This window comes from Faecalibacterium prausnitzii (assembly GCF_003324185.1).
In the GTDB taxonomy this organism is placed as follows: Bacteria; Bacillota; Clostridia; order Oscillospirales; family Ruminococcaceae; genus Faecalibacterium; species Faecalibacterium prausnitzii.
In genome coordinates, this window is sequence record NZ_PXUP01000012.1 from 69,148 (window position 1) to 95,578 (window position 26,431).

At 59.1% G+C, this 26,431-nt stretch carries 20 protein-coding genes and 1 pseudogene; 12 read left to right on the forward strand and 9 right to left on the reverse strand.

Annotated elements, in window-relative coordinates; translation table 11 throughout:
- The first annotated feature begins 264 nt into the window (after nt 1–264).
- The 5 genes from C7J97_RS09510 (at nt 265) to C7J97_RS09530 (ending at nt 9,556) form a co-directional block, all read left to right on the forward strand.
- Nucleotides 265–3,240, forward strand: coding sequence for an acyl-CoA dehydratase activase (locus tag C7J97_RS09510; RefSeq protein ID WP_113992880.1), 2,976 nt, complete (start codon nt 265–267; stop codon nt 3,238–3,240).
- A 91-nt stretch (nt 3,241–3,331) separates the two neighbouring features.
- On the forward strand, nt 3,332–4,648 hold the full coding sequence (locus C7J97_RS09515; protein WP_113992881.1) for a 2-hydroxyacyl-CoA dehydratase: 1,317 nt from the start codon (nt 3,332–3,334) through the stop codon (nt 4,646–4,648).
- 83 nt (nt 4,649–4,731) lie between these two features.
- Nucleotides 4,732–5,637, forward strand: coding sequence for a hypothetical protein (locus C7J97_RS09520; RefSeq protein ID WP_113992882.1), 906 nt, complete (start codon nt 4,732–4,734; stop codon nt 5,635–5,637).
- 176 nt (nt 5,638–5,813) lie between these two features.
- A complete protein-coding gene (locus tag C7J97_RS09525; protein WP_113992883.1) occupies nt 5,814–8,396 on the forward strand; it encodes a translation factor GTPase family protein in 2,583 nt (860 codons plus the stop codon).
- Nucleotides 8,397–8,656: 260 nt separating this feature from the next.
- A complete protein-coding gene (locus tag C7J97_RS09530) occupies nt 8,657–9,556 on the forward strand; it encodes an NAD(P)H-hydrate dehydratase (RefSeq protein WP_113992884.1) in 900 nt (299 codons plus the stop codon).
- 366 nt (nt 9,557–9,922) lie between these two features.
- On the opposite strand, the gene C7J97_RS09535 is transcribed toward C7J97_RS09530, so the two are convergent.
- The 4 genes from C7J97_RS09535 to C7J97_RS09550 form a co-directional block, all read right to left on the reverse strand.
- Nucleotides 9,923–10,657, reverse strand: coding sequence for a nitroreductase family protein (locus tag C7J97_RS09535; RefSeq protein ID WP_113992885.1), 735 nt, complete (start codon nt 10,655–10,657; stop codon nt 9,923–9,925).
- A gap of 21 nt (nt 10,658–10,678) precedes the next feature.
- Nucleotides 10,679–11,686: a tRNA (adenosine(37)-N6)-threonylcarbamoyltransferase complex transferase subunit TsaD gene (gene tsaD / locus C7J97_RS09540; protein WP_055186061.1), complete on the reverse strand. Its 1,008-nt coding sequence runs from the start codon at nt 11,684–11,686 to the stop codon at nt 10,679–10,681.
- 1 nt (nt 11,687) lies between these two features.
- Nucleotides 11,688–14,261 (reverse strand): DNA polymerase I, encoded by a 2,574-nt coding sequence (polA, locus tag C7J97_RS09545; protein ID WP_113992886.1) that lies wholly within the window; start codon nt 14,259–14,261, stop codon nt 11,688–11,690.
- 275 nt (nt 14,262–14,536) lie between these two features.
- On the reverse strand, nt 14,537–14,725 hold the full coding sequence (locus C7J97_RS09550; protein WP_005925145.1) for a ferredoxin: 189 nt from the start codon (nt 14,723–14,725) through the stop codon (nt 14,537–14,539).
- A 111-nt stretch (nt 14,726–14,836) separates the two neighbouring features.
- Between C7J97_RS09550 and C7J97_RS09555 the strand changes: the two genes are divergently transcribed.
- Together C7J97_RS09555 and C7J97_RS09560 are read left to right on the forward strand one after the other, a co-directional pair.
- On the forward strand, nt 14,837–15,178 hold the full coding sequence (locus tag C7J97_RS09555) for an arsenate reductase family protein (protein ID WP_005925148.1): 342 nt from the start codon (nt 14,837–14,839) through the stop codon (nt 15,176–15,178).
- A gap of 102 nt (nt 15,179–15,280) precedes the next feature.
- Complete coding sequence (locus C7J97_RS09560; RefSeq protein ID WP_113992887.1) at nt 15,281–16,189, forward strand: Ice-structuring protein; 909 nt, start codon at nt 15,281–15,283, stop codon at nt 16,187–16,189.
- Nucleotides 16,190–16,250: 61 nt separating this feature from the next.
- On the opposite strand, the gene C7J97_RS09565 is transcribed toward C7J97_RS09560, so the two are convergent.
- From C7J97_RS09565 to C7J97_RS09585, 5 genes are all read right to left on the reverse strand, one after another.
- Nucleotides 16,251–17,252: a glycosyltransferase family 2 protein gene (locus C7J97_RS09565; RefSeq protein WP_113992888.1), complete on the reverse strand. Its 1,002-nt coding sequence runs from the start codon at nt 17,250–17,252 to the stop codon at nt 16,251–16,253.
- 100 nt (nt 17,253–17,352) lie between these two features.
- On the reverse strand, nt 17,353–17,910 hold the full coding sequence (locus tag C7J97_RS09570; RefSeq protein WP_113992889.1) for a DUF4358 domain-containing protein: 558 nt from the start codon (nt 17,908–17,910) through the stop codon (nt 17,353–17,355).
- Between the two features lie 157 nt (nt 17,911–18,067).
- Nucleotides 18,068–18,508 (reverse strand): Lrp/AsnC family transcriptional regulator, encoded by a 441-nt coding sequence (locus C7J97_RS09575; RefSeq protein ID WP_015536797.1) that lies wholly within the window; start codon nt 18,506–18,508, stop codon nt 18,068–18,070.
- 526 nt (nt 18,509–19,034) lie between these two features.
- The gene (gene hflX, locus C7J97_RS09580) at nt 19,035–20,300 is read right to left on the reverse strand and encodes a GTPase HflX (protein ID WP_113992890.1); all 1,266 of its coding nucleotides are present in this window, start codon (nt 20,298–20,300) and stop codon (nt 19,035–19,037) included.
- Nucleotides 20,297–20,905 carry a GNAT family N-acetyltransferase gene (locus C7J97_RS09585; protein ID WP_005925168.1) on the reverse strand — a complete coding sequence of 203 codons (609 nt, stop codon included), beginning with the start codon at nt 20,903–20,905 and terminating at the stop codon, nt 20,297–20,299. The genes hflX and C7J97_RS09585 overlap by 4 nt, the downstream gene beginning before the upstream one ends.
- Nucleotides 20,906–21,109: 204 nt before the next feature.
- Here C7J97_RS09585 and C7J97_RS15505 point away from each other — a divergent pair.
- The 5 genes and pseudogenes from C7J97_RS15505 to C7J97_RS09605 all read left to right on the forward strand — a co-directional run.
- A pseudogene (locus C7J97_RS15505) lies at nt 21,110–21,205 on the forward strand (hypothetical protein); the annotation flags it as partial.
- Between the two features lie 131 nt (nt 21,206–21,336).
- A complete protein-coding gene (locus tag C7J97_RS09590; RefSeq protein WP_278320577.1) occupies nt 21,337–22,833 on the forward strand; it encodes a bifunctional homocysteine S-methyltransferase/methylenetetrahydrofolate reductase in 1,497 nt (498 codons plus the stop codon).
- 25 nt (nt 22,834–22,858) lie between these two features.
- Nucleotides 22,859–23,845: a glycosyltransferase family 2 protein gene (locus C7J97_RS09595; protein ID WP_170126656.1), complete on the forward strand. Its 987-nt coding sequence runs from the start codon at nt 22,859–22,861 to the stop codon at nt 23,843–23,845.
- Entirely contained in the window at nt 23,842–25,371 is a 1,530-nt protein-coding gene (locus tag C7J97_RS09600) for an oligosaccharide flippase family protein (RefSeq protein WP_113992892.1), read from the forward strand. The genes C7J97_RS09595 and C7J97_RS09600 overlap by 4 nt, the downstream gene beginning before the upstream one ends.
- Nucleotides 25,368–26,354, forward strand: a complete 987-nt coding sequence (locus tag C7J97_RS09605; RefSeq protein ID WP_113992893.1) for a glycosyltransferase family 2 protein — start codon at nt 25,368–25,370, stop codon at nt 26,352–26,354. Before C7J97_RS09600 ends, C7J97_RS09605 begins: the two co-directional genes overlap by 4 nt.
- The last annotated feature ends 77 nt before the right edge of the window (nt 26,355–26,431 follow it).

Consider the following 26,431-nt stretch of genomic DNA (forward strand, 5'->3'; position numbering starts at 1 on the left):
CGGGAAAACCGACACATGTTCACAAAAAGTTCAGCCTTTTGAGCAAAAAATACTATTTTTTTCGTGTAAAATAGACAACATGGATTGAATGCCGCCCGCGATTGGATTATAATAATAGTGTATGCAAAAACGCATTTGCTGTGTTTTTTATAACGCGTACTGTTTGAAAATGACGTAGATGCGCAATGCGGGAAGCTAAAAAGAAAAAACGCCGTTGCGTGTCTTTGCCGCATAACGGCTGTTTGCCATGGCAGCCGGGACGTTATGTTCCGGTTATTTGTCCTTAGGAGGGAAAACAAGGTGAGAGTAGGTCTTGACATCGGCAGTACCACCATCAAGTGCGTGGTGCTGGGCGAGCATGATGAACTGCTGTATTCTACATACGAACGACATTATAGTCATATTCTGGAAAAGGCGCAGGAGCTGCTGCGGCGCATTGATGCCGAGCATCTGCATGGCCGCAAGGCGCTGCTCAGCATCTCCGGCTCTGCCGGTATGGGCTTAGCCGACAGCTGCGGCGTGCCCTTTGTGCAGGAGGTGTTCTCCACCCGCGTGGCGGTCAAGCGCTTTATGCCAAAGACCGATTGCGTCATTGAGCTGGGCGGCGAGGATGCCAAGATCCTGTTTTTGACCAACGGCACCGAGGTGCGCATGAACGGCAGCTGTGCCGGCGGCACCGGTGCTTTCATCGACCAGATGGCCACTCTGCTGAAGATGAGCGCCGAGGAAATGAACAAGGCTGCCGAGCAGGCGCAGCGTACCTATACCATCGCCAGCCGCTGCGGCGTGTTCGCCAAAAGCGATGTGCAGCCGCTGATCAATCAGGGTGCCCGCACCGAGGATATCGCCGCCAGCATCTATAAGGCAGTGGTCAACCAGACCATTGCCGGTCTGGCACAGGGTCGCCCCATCAAGGGCAATATCCTCTATCTGGGCGGCCCGCTCACCTTCAGCACCGTGCTGCGCAAGAGCTTTGACGAAGCGCTGAACGTGACCGGTACCTGCCCGGAAAACAGTCTGCTGTATGTGGCGCTGGGTGCTGCTCTGTATGCCGACAAGGAGTTTGTGCTCACCGAGGTGGCCGCTGCGCTGGACAAGTACGCCGCCACCGCAACCTATGCCAGCGAGCCGCCGCTGTTCGCCAGCAAGGAGGAGTACGAGGCTTTCCACGCACGGCACATGTCCCACAGTGTGCCCCGCGTGGCTTTTAGTGCCCACTGCGGGCCGGTGCATATCGGCATCGACTCCGGTTCTACCACCGTCAAGCTGGTGGTGGTGGACGAAAAGAGCCAGATTTTGTACACCAACTATCAGCCCAACCTTGGCAACCCGCTGCCTCTGATTCGGGAGCAGCTGCTCAAGATTTACAAGGAGCATCCGGGGCTGCAGGTGGCCAGTGTTACCACCACCGGCTACGGCGAGGAATTGGTGAAAAACGCTTTCCGCTGTGATTACGGTCTGGTGGAAACGGTGGCACATTTTACCGCTGCCAAGTACTTTATGCCGGACGTGGACTTCATCATTGATATCGGCGGGCAGGACATGAAGTGCTTCAAGATCGAGGATGGTGCCATCAGCAACATCTTCTTGAACGAGGCCTGCTCCTCCGGCTGCGGCAGCTTTTTGCAGACCTTTGCGCAGGCGCTGGGCTACGACGTCAAGAAGTTTGCTGCACTGGGTCTGTTCGCAGACCGCCCGGTGGACTTGGGCAGCCGCTGCACTGTGTTCATGAACAGCTCGGTCAAGCAGGCGCAGAAGGACGGCGCCAGCATCGAGAATATTTCCGCAGGCCTGTCCATCAGCGTGGTCAAGAACGCGCTGTACAAGGTGATCCGCGCTTCCAGCCCGGAAGAGCTGGGCCGCAAGATCGTGGTGCAGGGCGGTACCTTTTATAATGAAGCCGTGCTCCGTGCCTTTGAAAAGGAGATGGGCGTGGAGGTCATCCGGCCGGACATTGCCGGTCTGATGGGTGCTTACGGTGCTGCCTTGTACGGCCTGCGCCAGAGCCATAAAAACAACCAGACCACCTCTGCCATGATGGACGAGCAGGAGCTGGAAAAGTTTGCACAGCAGGTGGTCAGCGTCAAGTGCGGCGGCTGCGGCAACCATTGCCAGCTGACCGTCAACACCTTTGCCGATGGCCGCAAGTTCATCTCTGGCAACCGCTGCGATAAGCCCGTTACCGGCAAAAGCGAGGACAACAGCCTGAACCTGTACGCCTACAAGCAGCAGCTGCTGGCCAGCTACAAGCCTGTGCCCGGCAAGCGCGGTTCTATCGGTATCCCGATGTGTCTGGGCTTCTACGAGCTGCTGCCCTTCTGGTACGCCTTCTGGACGAGCCTTGGCTTTGCGGTGCACACCAGCCCGGTGTCCACCCGCGGGCTGTATCTGGCCGGACAGGCTACCATCCCCAGCGATACCGCCTGCTTCCCGGCAAAGCTGAGCCACGGCCACATCAAGGCGCTGAGCCAGATGCAGCTGGACGCCATCTTCTACCCCTGCCTGACCTACAATGTGGACGAGGGCTTGGGAGACAACCATTATAACTGCCCGGTGGTGGCCTACTACCCGGAGGTTTTGGCAGGCAACTGCCCGGAGCTGGAAGGCAAAAAGTTCATCTATGATTATGTGGGCATCCACCGTCCCAAGGATTTTGTGCACAAGATGGCAAAGGAGGTGCTGCCCAAGTACTTTGGCGGCATCTCCGAGCGGGAGGTGCAGGCCGCAGCCGATGCTGCCTACGCGGAGTACGAAGCACACATGGCTAAGATCCGGGTAAAGGGCAGCGAGATCATCGACGAGGCGCGCCGTCAGGGTAAGCGCATCATCGTGCTGGCAGGCCGCCCCTATCATGTAGACCCGGAGGTCAACCACGGCATCGACCATCTGATCACCCGTCACGGGGCTGCGGTGGTTACCGAGGACAGCATCTCCAACCGGGTGCAGAAGTTCCCCACCAGTGTGCTGAACCAGTGGACCTACCACAGCCGCCTGTATGCTGCCGCCAAGTACTGCACCACCCAAAAGGATATGGATCTGGTGCAGCTGGTGTCCTTCGGCTGTGGCGTGGATGCCATTACCACCGACGAGACCCGCGAGATTTTGCAGCGGGGCAACAAGCTGTACACCCAGTTGAAGATCGACGAGATCACGAACCTCGGTGCCGTGAACATCCGTCTGCGCAGCCTGTTTGCCGCACTGGACGAGCGGGACGAGGCCGCCGCAGAAAAGTCAGAATAAAAGAAACCCTGAGATAGGCTGAAGGGCTTCCCCCCGGCGAGGGGAAGCTTTTGCGGGGACTATCTTGTTTAGAGCAACATAGGAGGAACCTATGGAATATCATTATCCCAAATTTACCCCGGAGATGAAAAAGACCCACACCATCCTCATCCCCAACATGGCCGTTACCCAGTTCCGGCTTATGGAGTACGCACTGCGCTGCGAGGGCTACAAGTGTGAGCTGCTGGGCAACTGCGGCAGTGCCGTGGCACAGCTGGGGCTGAAGTATGTCCACAACGATACCTGCTACCCGGCGCTGCTGGTCATCGGCCAGTTTCTGGATGCGCTGAACAGCGGCAAGTATGATCTGGAACATACCGCGCTGCTGATCACCCAGACCGGCGGCGGCTGCCGTGCCTCCAACTACATCCATCTGCTGCGCAAGGCGCTGGTCAAGGCTGGATATCCGCAGATCCCGGTGGCAAGCCTGAACTTTTCCGGCCTGGAAAAGGACAGCGGCTTCCAGATGACCCTCCCGCTGGCGCGCAAGTGTATCGCCTGCATCTTCTACGGCGATATGCTGTGTGCGCTGCGCAATCAGGTGGCCCCCTACGAGAACGAAAAGGGTGCTGCTGACCGCATGATGGACCGCTGGATCGCCCGTCTGGGCCGTGCCTTGCTGGCCGGAAAAGGCTTTACTTCCCGGGAAATGAAGCACACTTTCCCGCTCATCGCAAAGGAATTTGCCACTATCCCGGTCACCCGGGTGCCCAAGGTCAAGGTGGGTGTTGTGGGCGAGATCTACGTCAAGTACAGCCCGCTGGGCAACAACGAACTGCAGAAGTTTCTGGAAAGTCAGGACTGCGAGGTGAACTTCCCCGGTCTGATGGGCTTTGTGCAGTACTGCGCCTTCAACATGGGCGAGGATCATGTGCTGTACGGCGGCAAGCTGGCTGTAAAGGTGGGCACCGACCAGTTCCTCAACTGGTTGGACAGCGTGGAGCGTGTCATGCTCAAGGCAGAGACGGACGCCGGGTTCTATGCGCCGGGCTCCTTCAAGGAACTGGTGGAAAAGCCCAAGGGCGTTATCTCGCTGGGCGCAAAAATGGGTGAGGGCTGGCTGCTGACCGCCGAGATGATCGAGCTGGTGCAGGGCGGCTACGGCAACATCGTGTGTGCACAGCCCTTTGGCTGCCTGCCCAACCATATCGTGGGCAAGGGCATGGTGAACAAGATCCGTGCGCTGTACCCCAGCGCCAACATCACCCCCATCGACTACGACCCCAGCGCCACCCGGGTCAATCAGGAAAACCGCATCAAGCTGATGCTGGCTGTGGCCAAGGAGCGGCTGAACGCCCCCGCAGAAGCCCAGCCGCTTACGGCAGAGCAGCTTGCCGGGGGTGCCCCTCAGGTCGGCGCTACCGTGTAACAAAAGCAAATACGATAAAAACAGGGGAGCCGCTGCACGGCATTTTTACGCAGCAGCTCCCTTTTTGCAGGAAAGGAACCGCTATGGAAAAGCCCGCAGCTGCCTGTTATCATCTGCCCGGCCTGTTCGAGTTTTACGAGCTGTACCGCCGTTTTTTGCCGCTGTACCGGGAGCACCGGGAATATTTTTACGATTGGTGCACCATTGGCTCCATCTACGGCGCACCGGCGGGCTGTATCTGGGGCGGGGGACGCATCTCCTGCGGCGGGGCAGCTCCGCGTGAGGTGCTGGCGCTGCTGCGGGAATACGGCATCTCCGGGCGGCTGACCTTCAGCAATTCCCTGCTGCGGGCTGAGCACCTTGCCGACCCGCAGTGCAACGCCCTGTGTGAACAGTTTGCAAAAAGCGGCAGTGTGCCAAACGGTGTGATCGTCCATTCTGACCTGCTGGCGGACTATCTGCAACAGCGTTGGCCGGAGTTGTATCTGGTGTCCTCCACCACCAAAGTGCTCACCGAGTTTGCGCAGCTGCGGCAGGAATTGGAAAAGCCGCAGTTCCGGTATGTGGTGCCAGATTTCCGGCTGAACCCGGCACTGGAACAGCTGCGCACCCTGCCGCCGGAGCAAAAGGCCAAGGTGGAATTTTTGTGCAACGAGTGCTGCTGGTTCGGCTGCACCGAGCGCAAGCGCTGCTACGAGACGGTCAGCCGCCAGAATCTGGGCGAGGAATGCCCGGACCACCGCTGCACCGCCCCGGATGCCGTCGGGGGCTACCGCTTTTCCAAGGCGATGCGCAGCCCCGGGTTTATCGGGGTAGATGACATCCGGCAGCGGTATCTGCCCGCAGGCTTTTCCCAGTTCAAGATAGAGGGCAGAGGACTTGGCAGCGCATTGGTGCTGGAATTTCTGCTTTACTACATGACAAAGCCGGAATACCAGCTGCAGGTACGGGAGGAAATCTATCTGGACAATATGCTGGACCTTTTTTAAGAAAATTGCACCGGGCAGACCATTTTCTGTCCGGTGCTGTTTTTTGCCTGCGGGATTTGTACCGGAAAACTTTCTTTTCCCTCCAAAGCGTGTTACAATAAACAGGAAATTATTTTTAAAAGCTGTTTTTGGAAATGGTGCGCAGTACTTAGGAAAACGGCTTATAGGAGCAGTGCATGGAAACAACGCAAAAACAGATCGTACTGGGCATTCTGGCCCATGTGGACTCCGGCAAGACCACCCTCTCCGAGGCCATGCTCTACCGCGCCGGTGCTATCCGCAAGCTGGGGCGGGTAGACCACGGAGATGCCTTTCTGGACACCGACAGCTTGGAAAAAGCGCGCGGCATCACCATCTTTTCCAAGCAGGCGCTGCTTACGGCGGGCAATACCGCCATCACCCTGCTGGACACCCCCGGCCATGTGGATTTTTCCACCGAGACCGAGCGCACCTTGCAGGTGCTGGATTACGCCGTGCTGGTGGTCAGCGGAACGGACGGCGTGCAAAGCCACACCGAAACGCTGTGGCGGCTGCTGCGGCGCTACCATGTGCCCACCTTTGTATTCGTGAACAAGATGGACCTGCCCGGCATGACCCGGGAACAGTTACTCAGCCAGCTGAATCACCGCCTTGGCGAGGGTTTTGTGGATTTTGGCGCAGAGCCTGCCGCTCGCAACGAAGCACTGGCGCTGTGCGATGAGCAGCTGATGGAAAAAATGCTGGACGCGGGAACCCTGACCGATGCAGACATTATCCCCGCAGTTGCACGGCGGCACGTTTTTCCGTGCTGGTTCGGGGCGGCGCTGCGGCTGGACGGGGTGGATGCACTTCTGGAGGGGCTTGACCGCTACACCCGCCCCGCCCCGGCGCTGCACGCCTTTGGTGCAAGGGTGTTCAAGGTATCGCAGGACGAGCAGGGCACCCGCCTGACATGGCTGCGGGTCACCGGCGGGGAGCTGAAGGTAAAGGCTCTGCTCTCCGGCGAAACGGACGGCGAGCCGTGGGCAGAAAAGGCGAACCAGCTGCGGCTGTATTCCGGCGCAAAATATACCCTGACCGAGGCCATCGGCCCGGGACAGGTGTGCGCCGTGACCGGCCTGACCCATGCAAAGCCCGGCACCGGGCTTGGGGCAGAGCGGGACAGCGATGTGCCGGTGCTGGAACCGGTGCTCAGCTATCAGGTGCTGCTGCCGGAGGGTGCGGATGTGCACGCCGCGCTGGGTAAGCTGCACCGGCTGGAGGAGGAAGAACCGCAGCTCCATGTGGTGTGGAACGAAACGCTGGGCGAAATTCATGTGCAGCTGATGGGCGAGGTGCAGCTGGAAGTGCTGCGCAGTCTGCTGGCCGAGCGGTTCGGGCTGGAAGTATCCTTTGGTCCGGGCGGCATTTTGTATAAGGAGACCATCACTGAGCCGATGGAAGGTGTGGGACATTACGAGCCGCTGCGCCACTATGCCGAGGTGCATTTGCTGCTGGAGCCGCTGCCCCGGGGCAGCGGGATGCAGTTTGCCGCCGACTGCCGGGAAGAGGTTCTGGACAAAAACTGGCAGCGTCTGGTGCTGACCCATCTGGAAGAAAAGCAGCACCTTGGCGTTTTGATCGGCGCACCGTTGACCGATGTAAAAATTACTCTGCTCACCGGCAGAGCGCACCTCAAGCACACTGAGGGCGGCGATTTCCGGCAGGCTACCTACCGCGCCGTGCGGCAGGGGCTGATGCTGGCCAAAAGCCAGCTGTTAGAGCCGTGGTACGCCTTCCGACTGGAAGTGCCGGTGGAGAACATCGGCCGCGCCATGAGCGATATCCAGCGCATGGAGGGCAGCTTTGACCCGCCGGAAAGCGGCGCGGAGACCGCCACCCTGACCGGCTTTGCGCCGGTATCCACCATGCGCAGCTACCCCATGGAGGTGGTCAGCTACACTCGGGGCAGGGGACATCTGAGCCTGACGCTGGACGGCTACCGCCCCTGTCACAATGCACAGGAGGTCATTGCAGAAACCGGCTACCAGCCGGAGCATGATCTGGACAACCCCGCAGATTCCGTATTCTGCGCCCATGGTGCTGGCTTTGTGGTGCCGTGGAGCGAGGTGCGCAGCCATATGCACGTTGAAAGCGGCTGGGGCAAGGCAAAGTCCGCCCGCCCGGAGGTGCAGGCTGCGCCCCAGCGCCGCGCCATGGCCTACCGCGCCACGCTGGAGGAGGATGCCGAACTGCTCAAAATTTTTGAGCGCACCTACGGCCCCATCAAGCGGGATCCGCTGGCGGCCTTCCGCCCGGTGCAAAAGACCGAACGCCCGGATTTTGACGCAGAGCAGTGGGAAATTGCCCCGGAGTATCTGCTGGTGGACGGCTACAACATCATCTTTGCGTGGGACGAGCTGAACGCGCTGGCGAAGGAAAGCTTGGACGCCGCCCGCCGCAAGCTGATGGATATCCTGTGCAACTATCAGGGCTACCAGAAATGCGTGCTCATTCTGGTGTTCGATGCCTACCGCGTGCCCGGCAGCCCCGGCGCCATCGAGCAGTACCACAATATCCATGTGGTCTATACCAAGGAGGCTGAGACCGCCGATATGTTCATCGAGCGGGTCACCCATGAAATCGGCAAGAGCCGCCGTGTCCGCGTGGCGACCTCGGACGGTATGGAGCAGGTCATCATCCTTGGCCACGGCGCACTGCGCGTGTCCGCCCGGATGTTTCACGAGGAAGTGCAGAACGTGGAAAAGCAGATCCGCGCCCTTGTGCAGGGACAGGCGTAAAGGCTGACCCCAAAAATTTCCTCTCTTGTGAAAAAGTCGGTTTGGAAAATCCGCAGATTTTCCAAACCGACAATCTTAAAATATTTATTCCGCTAGAAATGCCCAGCAACGACGACGACCGCCGCCAGTGGCGGAAACAGGGAGGAGTTGTTGGGGCAGCGGCCAGCAAGACGCAAGTGCTATCCAAGGCACGATGCGGATGCTGGGTGCCGCAACCCGATAAGCGGAGGGCATTCAAATCGTTCTCTGGAGGTGCACCCATGGCTGTGGAAATTACCAAAGAATTTGTCTGGCAGAGCATCCCGCCCCGTGCCCGGGACAGCCATAAGGGTACCTTTGGCAGCGTGCTGGCGGTGGCGGGCAGTGCCTTTTACCGGGGTGCTGCCCTGCTGGCAGCCGAGGGCGCACTGCGCACCGGGGCGGGCATCGTTACCCTTGCCAGCGTGGAACCGGTGGTCAGCGCTGCCGTTACCCGTCTGCCGGAGTGCTGCCTGTGCCCCTGTAAGGAGGGCGCACAGGGCGGCATTGCGCCGGAAAATGTGCCGCTGCTCCGGCGGCAGAAGGCCACCGTGCTGCTGCTGGGCCCCGGCCTTGGCGGCACAGCGCAAAGCGCTGCCCGGGCCGCCGAGACCCGCACGCTGGTGCAGCAGCTTCTGCCCGGCTTTGCCGGGGCTGCGGTGCTGGACGCGGACGGTCTGAACGCCGCCGCGCAGCTGCTGGCAGAGGGCAAACCCTTCCCACACCCGGCGGGGGAGCTGGTAGTCACCCCGCACCCCGGCGAGATGGCGCGCCTGACCGGGCTTTCGGCAGCAGAGTTTGCCGCCGACCGGGAGGGCATCGCCCTGCACTATGCCAAGGCGTGGAACGCCGTGGTGGTGCTCAAAGGGGCACGCACTGTAGTGGCAAGCCCGGACGGGCGGGTGTGCGTGAACCCTACCGGCAACCCGGGGCTTGCCCGGGGCGGCAGCGGGGATGTGCTGGCGGGGATGCTGGCGGCGCTGCTGGCCTGCGGTCTGCCCGCTTACGAAGCCGCTACCTGTGCGGTATACCTGCACGGTGCCGCCGCCGACCGTGCCGCCGCAAAGCGCGGCGAGTACGGGATGCTGCCGCACGATATCCTGCCGGAGCTGGGCGCACTGTTTGCGGAAAGCCAGAGATAAACGAGAAAAGCGGCAGCTGCACAAAACACCGTGCAGCTGCCGCTTTTTGGGGGTGAAACGATTTGGAATGCCCTCCGCTTATCGGGTTGCGGCACCCAGCATCCGCATCGTGCCTTGGACGGCACTTGCGTCTTGCTGGCCGCTGCCCCAACAACTCCTCCCTGTTTCCGCCACTGGCGGCGGTCGTCGTCGTTGCACTTTGGGCATATTCAGCGGAATGATTATTATAAAAAGTGGTTCAGAAACGTCTGCGGACGTTTCTGAACCACTTTTTCACGCTAGGGGGCGTGATGGGAAACGGTTGCGCTGTAATAGAACCATGCAGATTCAACCCGGTGAAAATGGAATGCAGAATGTCCGCCGGATTTAGCGGAACTGGCTGAGATATTCCTCCACCGAGCGGGTCATCTCCTTGGAAAAATCGGAGTTATACTTGCGGTTGCAAAAGGCGGTGCACCACTGCTCAAAGGGCGCGTTGCCAGCCTTGTAGCCAAAGGCGTCCCGCAGCTCCGCGCCGTCCATGGTGCGGTAGCCGTTTTCGTGCACGATGTGCTCCATGGCGCAGCGCTGGGGCTTTACGCGGTCTTTCTGCTGCTGGGTGGGCCAGCCGAACACCAACATCACCGCCGGGAACACATAATCCGGCAGGTGCAGCAGACTGCGCTGGGTTTCGCAGTTCTCCATGATATCCCCGATGTAGCACGAGCCGATGCCAAAGCTTTCGGCGGCGACCACGGCGTTTTGTGCGGCAATGGCGGCGTCCGTGACTGCCAGCATCAGATCACCCACACCCGGGGTGCGGGGCGTGCAGCCAACTTCTAAGTAGGCGTCGTACCACTTTTTGCAGTCGGCGCAGAACACCAGCACCAGCGGTGCTTTGGCAATAAAGGGCTGATGGTCGCAGCTTTCAGCCAGCGCTTCTTTCAGCGCCGGGTCGGTGATGTCTAAAATGGTGTACAGCTGCTGACAGCCTGCAGAGGGTGCCTGTGCGGCAGCTTCTAAAATGGCCTGCTTCATCTCGGCAGAAATGGGCTTTTCTTCATACACCCGCACCGACTTGCGGTCGAACAGGCTTTGCAGGATAGGGTTGCGCTCGGTCATGGGAACACCTCCGTGTTGTGTTTATTCATAGTCGATGGGCAGGGTGGGCAGGCCGTTCAGTTCCAGCCCGGCGGTGTGCCCGGCAATGTACTGGTAGTAGCCCTGTGCCGCGATCATCGCGCCGTTGTCGCCGCAGAACTTCAGTTCCGGCAGGTAGACCTTTGCACCCAGCTTCTGGGCACCGTCATTCACCAGCTGACGCAGACGGCCGTTGGCAGCTACGCCGCCGGCAAGACACACCTGCTTTGCCCCGGTATCGGCAGCGGCAAGCAGCAGTTTTTCGGCCAGAATGCCCGCAATGCGCTCCTGAAAGCTGGCAGCAAGGTCGGGTACGTTCACTTCCTCGCCCTTCATCTGCGCCTTGTTCACCTCGTTGAGTACGGCGGTCTTTAAACCGGAAAAGCTCACGTTATATTTGCCCTCCACATGGGGCACCGGCAGACGGTAGGCCTTGGGGTCGCCGGTCTTGGCGGCAGCGGCTACGCTGGGGCCGCCGGGGTAGGGCAGACCCAGCGTGCGGGCTACCTTGTCAAAGGCTTCGCCCGCAGCATCGTCTACGGTATGACCCAGAATGTGGTAGTGGGTGTAGTCCTGCACTTCTACGATATGACTGTGCCCGCCGGAAGCCACCAGACACAAAAAGGGCGGCTTGAGCTCCGGGTGGGTCAGGTAGAGCGCAGCGATGTGTCCCCGCAGATGGTGCACCGGCACCAGCGGCTTGCCCGCCGAGTAGGCCAGCCCTTTGGCAAAATTTACGCCCACCAGCACCGCGCCGATAAGCCCCGGCGCAAAGGTGACGGCCACGGCGTCCACATCGTCTATGGTCTTGCCGGCGTCCAGCAGGGCTTTTTTGACCGTAGCACTGATAAATTCGCAGTGGCGGCGGCTGGCGATTTCCGGCACAACACCGCCGTACAGCGCCTGCTCCTTGACGCTGGTGGAGATGACGTTGCTCAGCAGATGCCGCCCGTCCTCCACCAGTGCAGCGGCAGTTTCGTCACAGGTAGACTCAATTCCGAGAATGATCATTTTAGTGTGCCTCCAGCCAGTTTTTGCCTGCGTGCACATCGGTGCTCAGGGGCACCGCGTACTGCACGCAGCCTTCCATTTCCTCCCGCAGGATGCGGGCGGCCTGCTCGGCCTCCGCCTCCGGGGCCTCCACGATCAGTTCATCGTGGACGGTCAGGATCAGGCGGCTGGCCATCTTTTCGTCCCGCAGGCGCTTCCACACCCGCACCATGGCCAGCTTGATCACGTCCGCAGCGGTGCCCTGAATGGGGGTGTTGCGGGCCATACGCTCGCCGCTGGCGCGCACATTGAAGTTGGTGCTGGCCAACTCCGGCAGGGTGCGGCGGCGGCCGAACAGGGTGGACACATAGCCGTTTGCCTTGGCATCCGCGATGGTCTTGTCCATATAGCCGCTCACGCTGGGGAAAGCCGCCAGATAGTTCTTGAGGAAGGCGTCTGCCTCCTTCACAGTCACGCCGATATCCTTGGAAAGGCTGTACGCGCCCTTGCCGTACATGATGCCAAAGTTGATGGCCTTGGCAGAGGAGCGCAGCCGGGGCGTTACCTCGCTCTGCGGGATGCCGTAGATCTTGGCGGCGGTGCTGCGGTGGATATCCTCACCGTTCAAAAAGGCCTGCTGCATATGCGCGTCCCCGGTGATATGCGCCAGAATGCGCAGTTCGATCTGGCTGTAATCCGCGTCCACCAGCACGCAGCCCGGCTTTGCAACAAAGTAGGCGCGCAGTTGGCTGCCCAGCTCGGTGCGGATGGGGATGTTCTGCAGGTTGGGGTTATCGGAGGAGAGCCGTCCGGTGCGGGCTTCGGTCTGGTTGAAGGTGGAGTGGATGCGCCCGTCCTCGCCAATGACCTTGAGCAGACCCTCCACATAGGTGGAGTTCAGCTTCTGGTAGGCGCGGTACTGCAAAACGTCCTCCACCAGCGGGTACTCGCGCAGGCTTTCCAGCGTTTCGGCGTCGGTGGACCAGCCGCGCTGGGTCTTTTTGCCGTGGGGCAGACCCATGGTGTCGAACAGCATCTCGCCCAGCTGCTTGGGGCTGTTGGGGTTGAAGGTGGCGCTGCCGGTCTCCATGTGGATGCGGGTCAGCACCTGCTCCAGCTCCTCCCGCAGCTTTACGCCGAACTGCTCGATGCCGTCCTTATCCACCAGCACGCCGGTGCGGGTCATATCGGCCAGCACCTGTGCCAGCGGGAACTCGATCTCGTTGTACAGCGCATCCTCGCCGCAGGCGGTGATCTCGGCCTTCATCCGGGCAAACAGGTCGGCCAGCCGCCCGGCGTCCGGGTAATCGGTGCAGGTAAAGGCGGCAGCGGCCTTGTAGGCGGGGATCAGCTCGCTGATCTGGTACTTGGAGGCAGACGCATCCAGCAGATAGGCGGCCAGCTTGCCGTCCCAGACGATGCTGCTGCCCCAGCCGCCGGCAGCCATGGCTTTGGCGTAGAGGGGCGCGGAGTTGAACACATCCAGCGTCACATCGGCGTTGTCCAGCAGCCGCAGCAGGTCGGCGTCCTCCAGCGGGTAGACGGTGGTGTCCTGCACGGCGTACCAGCTTTCCGGCTGCAATACCACGTTGCGGGTGCCCTGCTTGCCGGTAACGGCGGGGCGGGCAGCCACCAGATAATGTCCGGCGGGGGTCAGGGGCAGGGGAGCAAGTTCGGCTTCCGGCAGCTCCACGGCCTGCTCCTCGGCGGCGGCTTCCGGCGCTACGCCGTCCAGCCCGAACCGCGGGATCAGGGAGTGGATCTCCAATTCCTGCAAAAGCCGCACGGCGGCAGGCTTGTTGCCCTCGCCCACGGTGTAGGACCCCTCGGCGGTGTCGATGGGGGCATCGGTGCGGATGGTGCCCAGCGTGTGGCTCAGCTCGGCCATGGACTTGTCCTCTAACAAGTGCTCCCGCTGCTTGGGCTTGATGCGCTTGTCGTCAATGTTCTGGTATACGCCCTCCAGCGAGCCGAAAGTCTGCACCAGCGAGAGGGCGGTCTTTTCGCCGATGCCCTTCACGCCGGGGATGTTATCCGAGGTGTCGCCCATCAGGCTCTTCACCTCAATGAGTTGCTTGGGCGCAAGGCCGTATTTTTCCTGAATGGCGTCCTCGTCCATCACCACGGTCTTGCTGCGCCCCATTACGGTGGCAGCCAGCAGTACGGTGGTGCTCTCGCTCACCAGCTGCAGACTGTCGCGGTCTCCGGTGGCAAGGAAACAGTCGTCCTTCCGGGCGGCGCAGGCAGCAGCCAGTGTACCCAGAATATCGTCCGCCTCCCAGCCCTCGGCGGTAACGGTGCGGTAGCCAAGGTCTGCCAGCAGCTGTTTGAGCACCGGCATCTGCTGCGCCAGCTCCTCGGGCATGGCGTGGCGGGTGGCCTTGTAGCCATCGTACATTTTATGCCGGAAGGTGGGGACTTTCAGGTCAAAAGCCACGGCCACCTCATCCGGCTGGCACTCCTTGAGCAGGGAGAGCAGAATGTTCAAAAAGCCATAGATGGCGTTGGTATAACGTCCGTCCTTGGTGGTCAGCAGCTTGATGCCGTAAAAAGCGCGGTTGGCAATGCTGTTGCCGTCAATGACCAGTAAACGCATAATGCAGTTCCTCCGTTGCGTAATCTCACATCTTATAGTATAGCACAAAACTGCACCGCGCGGGAGCTTTTTGCGTAAAAAAGAGAAGTGGCTGCTTTTCGTGATGCCGTCTCTCGTAAAAATGCGATTGTCACGGCTCGTAAGCCGTGACAATCGCATCATTTATAATGTTCTTCCGCTGCCTATGCCCAGAGCAAAGCGGAGGGCATTTCAAATCGTCCTGCCGCAAAAAAAGCTGCCGCACAAGCTGTGCAGCAGCCTTACCGATGCCGGGCTTATTCCTCAATGCGGATGGCGCTTACCGGGCAGCTCTGGGCTGCGGTGACGGCCTGCGGCACCTCCTCCGGCGGGATGGGGCCGGGCTCTGCCACAGCCAGAACTCCCTCCATGCGGAACACTGCGGGGCACAGTCCGGCACACTGGGTACAGCCGATGCACAGTTCAGGGTCTACGAATGCGTTCATGCAAACACCTCCTTGCGGAAAGCATTGCCCGTTTTGCCGCAAATTATGCCTATGCAAGCGGTTTGCGGTGTGGTACAATAAGACCGCCGGAAACCGGCAGGAGGAGAGAAGATGAATATCCAGATCTTTGGCACGAGCAAGTGCTTTGATACCAAAAAGGCGCAGCGCTATTTCAAGGAGCGCGGCATAAAGTTCCAGATGATCGACCTGAAGGAAAAGGGTATGAGCCGGGGCGAGTTTGATAACGTGGCACGCGCCTTGGGCGGCTGGGAAGCGCTGGTAAATCCGGCAGCAAAGGACAAGCAGACCCTTGCGCTGCTGGATGCACTGGTGGACTGGCAGAAAGAGGATAAGCTGTTTGAAAATCAGCAGCTGTTCAAGACCCCCATCGTGCGCAACGGACGCAAGGCCACTGTGGGCTACCAGCCCGAAATATGGAAGGACTGGGAATAAAAAACCTGCTTTCACAAAAAAACCACCGGTACAGGTTTTGCACTCTGCGGCCGGATGTGGTATACTGTTGGGTAGACTAAAAACTTTGGGAGACTCAGACCAATGAAAAATACGATCACCCCGGAAGAACACGCCCGGATCAAGCGCCGCCGCTGGCGGCAGACCTTGGGTCTGCTGATCACGGTGCTGGTGCTCATCGGGTTTATCACGGTGCTGCGGGCCGGTGTAGGCCTTGTGGCAAACCTGTTTGACGATACCGCACAAAAGCAGGAATACGAGGACAAGCTGGAAGGCTTGGTATTGTTTGACCCCATGCCCTTTGACGGCATTGAGAACATCGATGACCTGACCCTGCGGGAGGCAGCTGTGTGGGGCTGTGTGTACAGCATTCAGGAGACGCAGGGCGGCTTTGAGAATTACAATACCGACCCCGAGACCGAGCAGCTGCTGCTGCCCTCGGTGGAGGTGGACGCCTATCTGGCAAAGCTGCTGGGCCCCGGCTTCAAGCTGACCCACCGCAGCTTTGATATGGAGGATATGACCGTCGAGTTTGACGAGACCACCCAGTGCTACAAGATCCCCATCACCGGTACGGTGGGCTACTACCGCGCCACTGTGGTCAAGCTGTTCAAGCGCAGCGGCAAGCTGCATGTTACCGTGGGCTATATCCCCACCGCCAGCGCGGATGACAGCATCATCAATCCCTCCTCGGACACCCCCACCAAATATATGGACTACCTGTTCGAGCGCCAGAGCGGCAGCTGGTATCTGACCGGCCTGACCGAGAGCGAGACGAAACCCGAAAGCGCCGCAAGCTCCGCTGCCGCGCAGTCGGAGCCCATGGCGGAAAGCGATGTGCAGGACGCCATTCTGGCCACTGCCGGAGACTCTGCTGCGGCAGATTCGGCTGCTGCCTCGGCTGTGCAGCCGGAAGCGCAGGCAGAAACGGGTGCCGACAGCGCCGTGGCAGAAGCCCCCGCTGCTGAGGATGCCGCCAGCACCGCAGCGTAAAATGTAAATGAAAACACCCGACTGTGCGTTTGCTTTCACAGTCGGGTGTTTTTTGTACGTTTTATTTTAAATCAAACCTGACCACCACCAGCCGATACCACAGGTATGGCACCATGTTCCAGATCATCCACAGTTCCATCAGGATGTAGTTGGGCAGGTCTTTCAGGCGGAAGGGGCGCTTGCCCAGTTTGCCCGCTTTGAGCAGGGCGAAGGCCTCGTGCATGCCCTTGTCCCAGGCCTCGCCAAAGCCCTGCTTGTGGAACTTGTAGCACTTGAGCAGATAGCCCAGCGCCAGCGGGATAAAGTTGAGCACCAGCATCAGCAGCGGCTCGTTTTTGAGCGGCAGCAGAATGCTGTTGCGGCCGCTCTGCTGGCTTTTAAAGGCGTTGTAGCGCACTGCGCCGGTGCTGGCACCGCAGATGTGGTAGCACTTGGCGGCGGGGCAGAGCACGTTTTTGTAACCGGCATTGTTGGCGCGCCAGCTCAGGTCTACGTCCTCAAAGTAGGCAAAAAAATTCTCGTCAAAACCGCCGATCTCGTCCAGAATGCTTTTGCGGTACAGCGCTGCGCCGCCGCAGGCCGAGAAGATACGCTTTTGCTTTGTGTAGCGGCTGGCGCGGCGGCCATCGCCGGTCTTGCAGGCAAAGCCCATCCATGTCACATAGTCCCCGGCGTCATCGGCCAGTTCCCGCTCAAAGTGTCGGATCATCAAACTCTGCACCGCAAAGATCTTGGGGTCCGCATCGGCGGTGCGCAAAAGCTCGGCCAGCCACTGCGGCTCGGCAAAGGCGTCGTTGTTGAACAGCACCACATATTTGCTCTGCGCCCGGGCAATGCCCTGATTCACTGCGTAGGAAAAGCCGGTGTTGCGCCCGTTTTCGATCAGGGTAAAGTTGGGGCGGGTGCAGTAGTTGCGGGCTTGTTCCAGACTTTCATCGGTGGAACCGTTGTCCACCACGATCAGGTCAAAATCCTGTTCGGTCTGGGCGTAGATGGACTCGATGGAGTCCTTCAGCCAGCCCTTGCCGTTGATATTTGGGATGACGATGGTTGCTTTGCTCATAGTTTTTCTCCTGCGGATGTATGGATCCAAGGGGTATTATAGCATAACCCGCCGCAAAAAGAAACCGCACCCTGTACAGAGTGCGGTTTCAAAAAGCTTTTTATGCGGCCAAAGCCTTTTCGATGTTGGCCAGAATAGTGTCGTGGTCCTCGGCGCAGACCAGAACCACCTCGCCGGTGGGAGCCACGGTGACGGTGGCAGCCTTAGCCACGAGGTACTGATCCTCCAGATAATGCTCCATGGACTGCTGTTCGCTGGCAACATAGGCCTCCAGTGCGGCCTTCACCTCATTGGTCTTGCCCTCGGCGGGTTTCACGATGGCAACGGCGTAGCTGCGTACCATCATGCTGGAAATGCTGGCAGCAAAGGCGGTGTACTGGCCGTCCTCCAGATTCAGCAGGGGCATCAGGATGTCCCGGATCTCTTCGTTCAGCTGGTCGGGCTCGTACTCGGCGCTGTAACCGTCAATGGCGGTAAACTTGCCGTCCTCGCCCTTGGTGAAGATCATATCGTACTCGTTGTCCTCGTCGCTGCGGGCGTCGTGGATGATCTGGGCGTAGTCCTTGGGGGTGGAGCTGTCGGCCTTGCTGCCGCCAGAGCAGCCCACCAAAGTAAACAGGGTCAGCCCTGCCAGCAGGGCGGCGATGAATTTTTTCATAGTATTGCATTTCCTTTCATAGTGCTGTGTGTGGAAGGCGCAGCCGGGCGCACACGTTACAGGTAGTGTGTGCCGGTTTTGGGCTGCTATTCTGGATACGAACCACCGCACCGCAAAATTGCAGGGAAAAAGTAACAGTTTTATGAACAGCGCCTGCTTACAGCATCAAGGCGTCCAGATCGCCATGGTTCACCGGGGTGGACAGGATGATCTGGGTGCTGGTGGTGCCCAGCTTCTGGAACTGTAAGATCAGATGCTCCAGCTGTGCCATGCTGCCGCAGCTGACCTTGACCAGAAAGGTATACGCACCGGTAACGTGGTAGCACTGCAGCACCTCGCGGCTGTTCTGCAGCAGTTCCAGAAAAGCATCCTGCTTGGAGGGGGCCACTGAAAGGCTGATGAGCGCATCCACATACATCCGGTCTGCCGGACGGTTCAGCGTGACAGTGTAGCCGCTGATGATGCCGTCCGTTTCCAGCTTATGGATACGGCTGGAGACTGCCGGGCTGGTCAGGGATACCTGTTCCGCAATTTCTTTGACGGGCATCCGTGCGTTTTTTGCCAGAAGAGTGAGGATTTTGCGGTCAAGATCGTCCATGAGAAGAGCCTCCTTCAAAAATATGTTGGATTGTATAAAATTTTCTGAAAGTAAAGTTTTTATGTTGTGCAAACCCACGGAAATGGAATAAAATTTCGTTTCTGAAATTCTATGTTAATTATATAAAGTTTTTGCAAAAAAGTAAAGTATTATTTTAAAGTAAAATCCGAAAATCCTGTTTGACAAGAAAAGAAAAACGGGTATAATACATCATGCAAGGCAGCGCAACACACAAAAACCTGCCAATGATATTGAGATTCACCACTTTATATACTTTCCCACCCCTCTATACACAAAAACCCGCTGCCAGGCGGGTTTTTGTGTTTGTTGGGGCTTTTTATTTATGAAAAAAGCAGTGGTAGACAACGTACTTGACCCATAGAGCAGCTGTTTCCGGTCACGACTCTACCCGTGAAAATGCAAGCCCAGAAAGTCCGCAGACTTTCCGGGTTTGCTCTATATCAAAATATTATTCCGCTGATGATAGCCAGAGCGCAGCGGAGGCTATTTAAATTGGATGCGCCTATCAGACCAGATAGCCCTCAAAGCAGTGCAGGTCCTCGGTTTTGACGATGCCTTCCAGATACAGCCCGTCCTCCCGGTATTCCTCCACCTGTACGCTGCCGCGCTCCCGCATGGGGGCGGCAAGCCCAAGCTTGTCGTAGGGCAGCAGCACCCGGATGGTGTGCACCCGGTCGCTGAGCACCTCGTCCAGCTTTTGCAGCAGCTTGTCCAGCCCGTAGCCGGTTTTGGCGCTGGTCAGCAGAATGTCGGGGTCAAAGCTCAGGGTGTTGGGTTTGTCGCACTTGTTGTACACGGTCAGGCGGGGAATGTCGGTACAGTCCAGCCCATCCAGAACCTCGTCAGTGACGGCAAGCTGCTCCTCGCGCTGCTCATCCCCGGCGTCTGCCACCCGGATGATCACATCAGACCATGCGGCTTCCTCCAAGGTGGACTTGAAGGCCTCCACCAGATTGTGGGGTAGGCGGGACACAAAGCCTACTGTGTCCACCAGCAGCACTGCCATGCCGCTGGGCAGCACCAGCTTGCGGCTGGTGGGGTCCAGTGTGGCAAACAACATATCGGCTTCGGCTACGCTGGGGCCGCACAGGGCGTTCATCAGGCTGGATTTGCCCACGTTGGTGTAGCCCACAAGGCTTACCACCGGCATCCCGGTCTTGGCGCGGGCCTTGCGGCTCTCGCCCCGGCGCTTTTCCATCTCGGCCAGCTTTTCGGCCAGTGCATCAATGCGGGCGTGCACATGGCGGCGGTCCAGTTCCAGCTTGGTCTCACCGGCACCGCGGCGGGCACCGCCGCCACCGCCGCCGCCGCCGCCCTGACGGCTCAACGCCTCGCCCATGCCCTGCAGGCGGGGCAGACGGTAGCGCAGCAGCGCCAGTTCGGTCTGCAATTTGCCCTCGTTGGTCACGGCGCGGCTGCGGAAAATCTCCAAGATCAGCATGGTACGGTCGATGACCTCCAAGCCGCCCAGCGCGTTGGAGATGTTGCGGATCTGGCTGCCAGTCAGCTCGCCGTCAAACACAGCGCATTCCGCGCCCAGCGTCTGGGCGGCAAGGGAAGCTTCTTCCAGCTTGCCGCTGCCCAGCACGATGCCGGTTTCCGGGGTCTGGCGCTTCTGGGTGATCTGCGCCACGGCCTCCATGTGGTTGGCCTCGCACAGGGCAGAAAGCTCTGCCAGACTGCGCTCACAGTCCCACAGCCCCTGATCCAGTGCCAGCAGCACCACCTTTGTGGGAGGGGTCTCGGTCAGAATATCATAAAGCTCGCTCAAAGTAAGTCCTTTCTGTTATCGTAGCGTTCTTTTGTCAGCAGATAGCACCGGCATTCCACCGGTGTGCCGTCAAATTTGTGGTAAACGTCGTTGTGATGGTACACAAAGCCGGCCTTTTCCATCACCCGGCCGCTGGCGGGGTTGTGCACCGCGTGGCAGCAGGTGAGAAAGGTGCCGCCCACCTGTCTGAACCAGAAATCCACCACAGCTTGCAGCGCTTCGGTGGTAAGGCCCTTGCCCCACCACTTCTGCCCGATGCAGTAGCCCGGCTCCCAGATGCCGCCGGAGAGTTCCAGCCCCGGCCACTTGGCCTTTTGCTGCGGCTCACCCAGCAGGGCGTTGTATACGGAGATGGAGCCAAACACCTGTCCGGTGGCCTTTTCTACCATGGCCCACTGGTAATAATCCGGGTTCGGATACAACTCTGCCCACGCCGAAAGCAGTTCCCGGGTCTCGGCGGGGCTTTTGTGCGGTTCCCAGCGCAAAAACCGGGTCACAGCCGGGTCATTTGCCCAGTTTTCGTACATCTGCGGGGCGTCCTGCGGCAGCAGACGGCGCAGCAGCAGACGGTCGGTCTCCAGTTCAGGTGTGCCGGTGTGGCGCATGATCCATCCTCTCCCTTTTCTCAAAAGTTATCCCTAAGATAGCACAAAAACGGCCACGCTGCAAGCGAAATCAAGAAAACCGCTTGACCGGATGGGTGAACTACGATAAACTGAAAGATGAAGTCTTTTTATAGGAAAGGGAAAGTATCGATGTTAGATGTGCGCAAACTGTTAGCCCAGCGGCCGCTGCTGTTCGATGGCGGTATGGGTACCTATTATAAAGCAAAGCCGGGGCAGGAGTGCGAGCAGGCAAACCTGACCGACCCCGAGGGCATTCTGGCGGTGCACCGGGCGTATCTTGCCGCCGGAGCGGACGCCATCAAGACCAATACCTTCAGCCTGCCGCGTCTGGCGGCGGCGCAGCAGCTCGGCTGGGAGCAGCTGGCAGATGCAGGCTGGCAGCAAAGGCCGCCGGGGAGACCGGCGCGGCAGTGTTTGCCGACCTTGGCCCCGCACCGGATACCGAAAATCTCCCGGCGGAGCAGGTGTATCTTGCTGTGGCAAAGCGCTTTGCGCTGCTGGGTGCACGGAATTTTCTGTTTGAGACCCTGAGCGCCGAGGACGGTGTGCTGGAAGCGATTCGTGCGCTGAAGCAGACCGTGCCGGAGGCCTTTGTACTGGTATCCTTTGCGGTGCTGCCGGACGGCTACACCCGCGAGGGCCGTTACTGCGCCGAACTTGTGCGCCGCGTGGCGCAGAGCGGCGTGGTGGATGCCGTGGGCCTGAACTGTGTATCTGCCCCGGGCGCGATGCGGGCACTGGTGCAGCAGCTGGGGGATGCGGGACTGCCCCTTTCGGTCATGCCCAATGCGGGCTACCCGGTGGTGGCGCGGGCACAGGTGCGCTATCAGGGCAAGCCGGAGTATTTTGCCCGGGAGCTGAGCCGCCTTGCCGCCGAGGGCGTGCGCATTCTGGGCGGCTGCTGCGGTACAACGCCGCAGCACATTGCTGCCCTGCGCACCGCGCTGGATGCTCTGCCGGAAGCGCTGCCCGCCGCCCCGGCGGCAAAGCCCGCTGCAGCGGCAAAGCCTGCAGTGGAAACGGACGATGCCTTTTTGCGCAAGCTGCGCACCGGGCAGCGGGTCATTGCGGTGGAGCTGGACTCCCCCAAGGACGCCGACCTGACCGCCTATCTCGAGGGGGCCCGCCGTTTGCAGACTGCCGGTGCCGACCTGCTGACCATTGCAGACTGCCCTATTGCCCGGGCACGGATGGATTCCTCGCTGGTGGCCTGCCGGGTGCACCGGGAGCTGGGCATGAACGTGCTGCCCCACATGACCTGCAGGGACCGCAACCTGAATGCCACCAAGGCGCTGCTGCTGGGACTGTACGCCGAGGGTGTGCGGGAGGTACTGGCTATTACCGGCGACCCCATTCCCACCGCCGAGCGGGACGAGGTGAAAAATGTGTACCAGTTCAACTCCCGCAAGCTGGCACAGTATATCGTGTCGCTGGCCGGAGAGGGACGGGAGATGCCCGCACCCATCACGGTTTTTGGTGCGCTGAACCTGAACGCCCGCAATTTTGAGGTGGAGCTGCGCCGCGCCGCTGAAAAGCTGGAAAACGGCATGAGCGGCTTCCTTACCCAGCCGGTGCTGTCGGCACAGGCGGTGGAAAACCTGAAAAAAGCCCGGGAGACGCTGGGCGAGCGGGCAAAAATTCTGGCCGGCATCCTGCCGGTGGTCAGCCAGCGCAACGCCATCTTTATGGAAAACGAGGTCAACGGCATCCATGTGGATGAAGTCATCATCCAAAGGTTTGAGGGTCTGGACCGCGCCGCAGGCGAGGAACTGGGCTTGGAAGTCTCGGTGCAGGCTGCCAAGGCGGCTGCGCCCTATGCGGACGGCTTTTACCTGATGACCCCCTTCAACCGGGTGGCGCTGATGGAACGGCTCATTGCCCGCCTGCGCACCGAGGTGACGGGCTGAAAAGATAAAACGGGAGGAACACGCTGTGCCCTGCGAAAAACCATTGCTCAGCATCATTGTGCCGGTGTACAAGGTGGAAAACTATCTGCAAAAATGCATCGATTCCATTCTGGCGCAGACCTTTACGGACTTTGAGCTGATCCTTGTGGAGGACGGTTCGCTGGACGGTTGCCCTGCGCTGTGTGATGCCGCTGCCGCGAAAGATGCCCGCATCCGGGTGCTTCACCAGAAAAACGGCGGGCTTTCTGCTGCCCGCAATGCCGGGCTGGATGTGGCAAGGGGCGAGTGGATCGGCTTTGTGGATTCCGACGACTATATTGCACCGGAAATGTACGAAACACTGTACAAGGCCGTGCAAAGCACCGGGGCAGACCTTGCCCTGTGCGATTACGCTGCGGTGGACGAGGCAGGCATACCCTGCCTGCCGCCGTACACCGGGCTTGCACAGCGGATCCTTACCGGGCGGGAACTGCTGAAAAAAGCCACGAATACGATGGCGCAGCCTGCGTGGAACAAGCTGTACCGCCGCGTTATCTTTGCGCAGCTGCGCTACCCGGAGGGCAAGCTGAACGAGGATATTTTTGTGCTCCCAGAAATCTGTCTGAACACCAAAAAGGCCGTGGTGGTGCCAAAGGAGCTGTATTATTATGTGCAGCGCGGCAGCAGCATTATGAACGGAAGCAAAACGCTGCGCCATTTCGATGCTGCCGAGGCCGCACAGCGGTATTGGAACTGCCTCGTGGAAAACGAGGTATACGATGCGCTGGCAAATGCGGCAAAGTTTACGATGGGCAGCGTGAGCCGGGTGTACCGGCAGCTGCCCCCGGCGCTGCGCAAGGCACCCCGCAGCCGGGAAATGCTGCGGATGCAGTTTGATGTGGTGGACCGGACGCGGCAGTATTGTACCGTTCCGGCGGGACTCTGGCTGCAAAGCCTGCTGTTGCGGCTATTTCCGCGGGAATATATGTGGCTGCGGAACATCAAAGGCAGGGGAGAATTAAAAATCGCATGAGAACACGTTATTCGATCATCAATATGCTGTTTAACATCGGCGGGCAGTTTTTGACGATGCTGCTGTCCTTCATCAACCGGATGGTGTTCATCCGCCGCCTTTCAGCGGAATATCTGGGGGTCAACGGCCTGTTTACCGATGTGCTCAGCATCCTTAATTTTGCGGAGCTGGGCATCGGTACGGCTATGGTGTTCAGCATGTATGAACCGGCAGCCCGGGATGACGAGCAGAAACTGGCGCGGCTGATGAACCTGTACAAGTGGATGTACCGGGCGGTGGCAGTCTCGGTGTTGCTGTTCGGGTTGGTGCTGCTGCCGTTTCTGCCCTACCTCATCAAGGGCGGCGAGGGCATTGAACATATCACCCTGATCTATATGATATATGTGCTCGGTTCAGCAAGTTCCTATCTGCTGAGTTATAAAAATTCCATCTATCAGGCCTACCAGAAAGGCTATATCTGCGCAGGATGGAGTATGGCGTGCGAGTGCATCAAGACTGTTTCGCAGATCACAGTGCTGCTGTTGACCCGGAACTTCATCTTGTATCTGGCGGTTCAGCAGGCGATACAGTTTTTACCCAACATTATGGTTTCCCGCATGGTGGACAAGGAGTTTCCATACCTGAAGGAATGCCATGAGCTGCCAGAAAGGGAGGAACGGAACGGCATCCTGAAAAACATCGGCGCAATGAGTATGCACAAGCTGGCCACCGTCATCGTGCGTAACACGGACAGCCTGCTGATGTCCTCCTTCATCGGTCTGGCAACGGTGGGGCTTTACTCCAATTACCGGTTGGTACTCAACGCGCTGAACAACCTGCTGAACAAGTTTGCCACGGCTTTTTCCGGCAGCGTGGGCAATTTTGCGGCGCTGGAAAACTCTGACCGGCTGTACCAAGTATATAAAGAGATGGACTTTCTCTTTTTTGTGCAGTCTGCCTATCTGACTAGCGGGCTGATGATGCTGTTCAACCCCTTGATCGAGCTGCTGTTTGGCAGGGAATACTGTTTCCCGATGACGACCGTGGCGATCATTGTGACAGAGTTCTATATCTCGCGGATGCGGCAGACGAACCTGTTGTTCCGGGAGGTCATGGGGCTGTTCTGGAACGACCGCTATAAGGCTGTGGCGGAGTCCATCATCAATCTGGTGGTCTCTCTGGCGCTGGTGCAGCGGTATGGCGTGGTCGGCATTATCGGGGGTACCATCATCAGCAGCCTGTGCACCTGTGTCTGGGTGGAGCCCTATATCTTTTTGAAGTATGGCGTTCAGGATGCATGGCAGAAGAAGCTCTGGGCTTATTTTGCAGAGTACCTGAAGCGTGCAATGATCGTGGCGGCGGTCTCGGCGGCAGCCATGCTCTGGGTAAAGCGCTTTCCGGTGGGCAATTTCGGCGTTTTTGTTTTGGACGGGCTGCTTTATACGGCGGTGTTTGCAGGAGTGATCGTATTGCTCTACCGGCGCAGCGTGGAGTACACGGAGCTGAAGCGGCGTGGGTTGGAAATTTTAAAAAGGAGAGCCGGATGAATACAGAAAAAAGCCCCCTGATCTCGGTGATCGTGCCAGTTTATAAGGTGGAAAAGTATCTGCCTGCATGTCTGGACAGCTTGTTGGCGCAGACGTATCAGAATTTTGAACTGCTCCTTGTGGATGACGGTTCGCCGGATAAATGCTGGGAAATTTTGCAGCAGTATGCGGCACAGGATGCCCGGGTGTGTATTTTCCGCAAGGAAAACGGCGGGGTGTCCTCGGCACGCAATTTTGGGCTGGAGCAGGCAAGGGGCGAGTATATCTGCTTTGTGGATTCCGACGACCTTGTGCTGCCGCAGTATCTGGAATGGCTGTACGATGCTTTGTGCAGCTGCGGTACCCGCATTGCCATGTGCCGCTACCGCAGCATACGGGAAAACGAGACTCTGTGGATGGTGACGGAGTGCCCGGCACCGCAGAAAATCACGACGGAAAACTACTCGTGGATGCAGGAATGGAGCGGCGGGCACTGCTGGCGGATGCTGACCCACCGGGAGGTGCTGCAGGATGTTCGCTTTGACCCGGCGCTGTTCTACGGGGAGGATGCCCTGTTCTTTGTAACGGAATTCCTCAAGGCAGGCAGTCTGGCATTTTTGAACTGCCCGCTGTATGCTTACCTTGAACGTCCAAGCTCTGCCGTGCGGCAGGAGCCGAGCCTGCGCTTTTACACGGCGGCACTGGCGTGGGAACAGATCTGGCAGCTGGTAAAGGGGCAGCCGGACCCCTTCCGCAGCACTACGGAACAGCGCTGCGTCATGTCCTGCGCCGAGGTATATTTCCGGCTGGTCAACCAGCCGGAGCGGGATTCCGAGAAGGAAAAAACGCTGCTGAAAACAGCAAAGCTGCACCGTCATGCTGCGTGGGAGATTCCGCCGGGAAATCAAAGCCAGAAGCTGCAGGCGCTGATGGTAAGCTACTGCCCGCATCTGGGCGCAAAGGCATGGAAGCTGGTGCGGTGGGTGAAAGGTTTGAAAAACTGATTGACAAATCCCACAAAAAACGTTATATTCTTTTTATAAATGCGTTGAAAAAGAGTGTGCATCGTCTGGGACCGCAC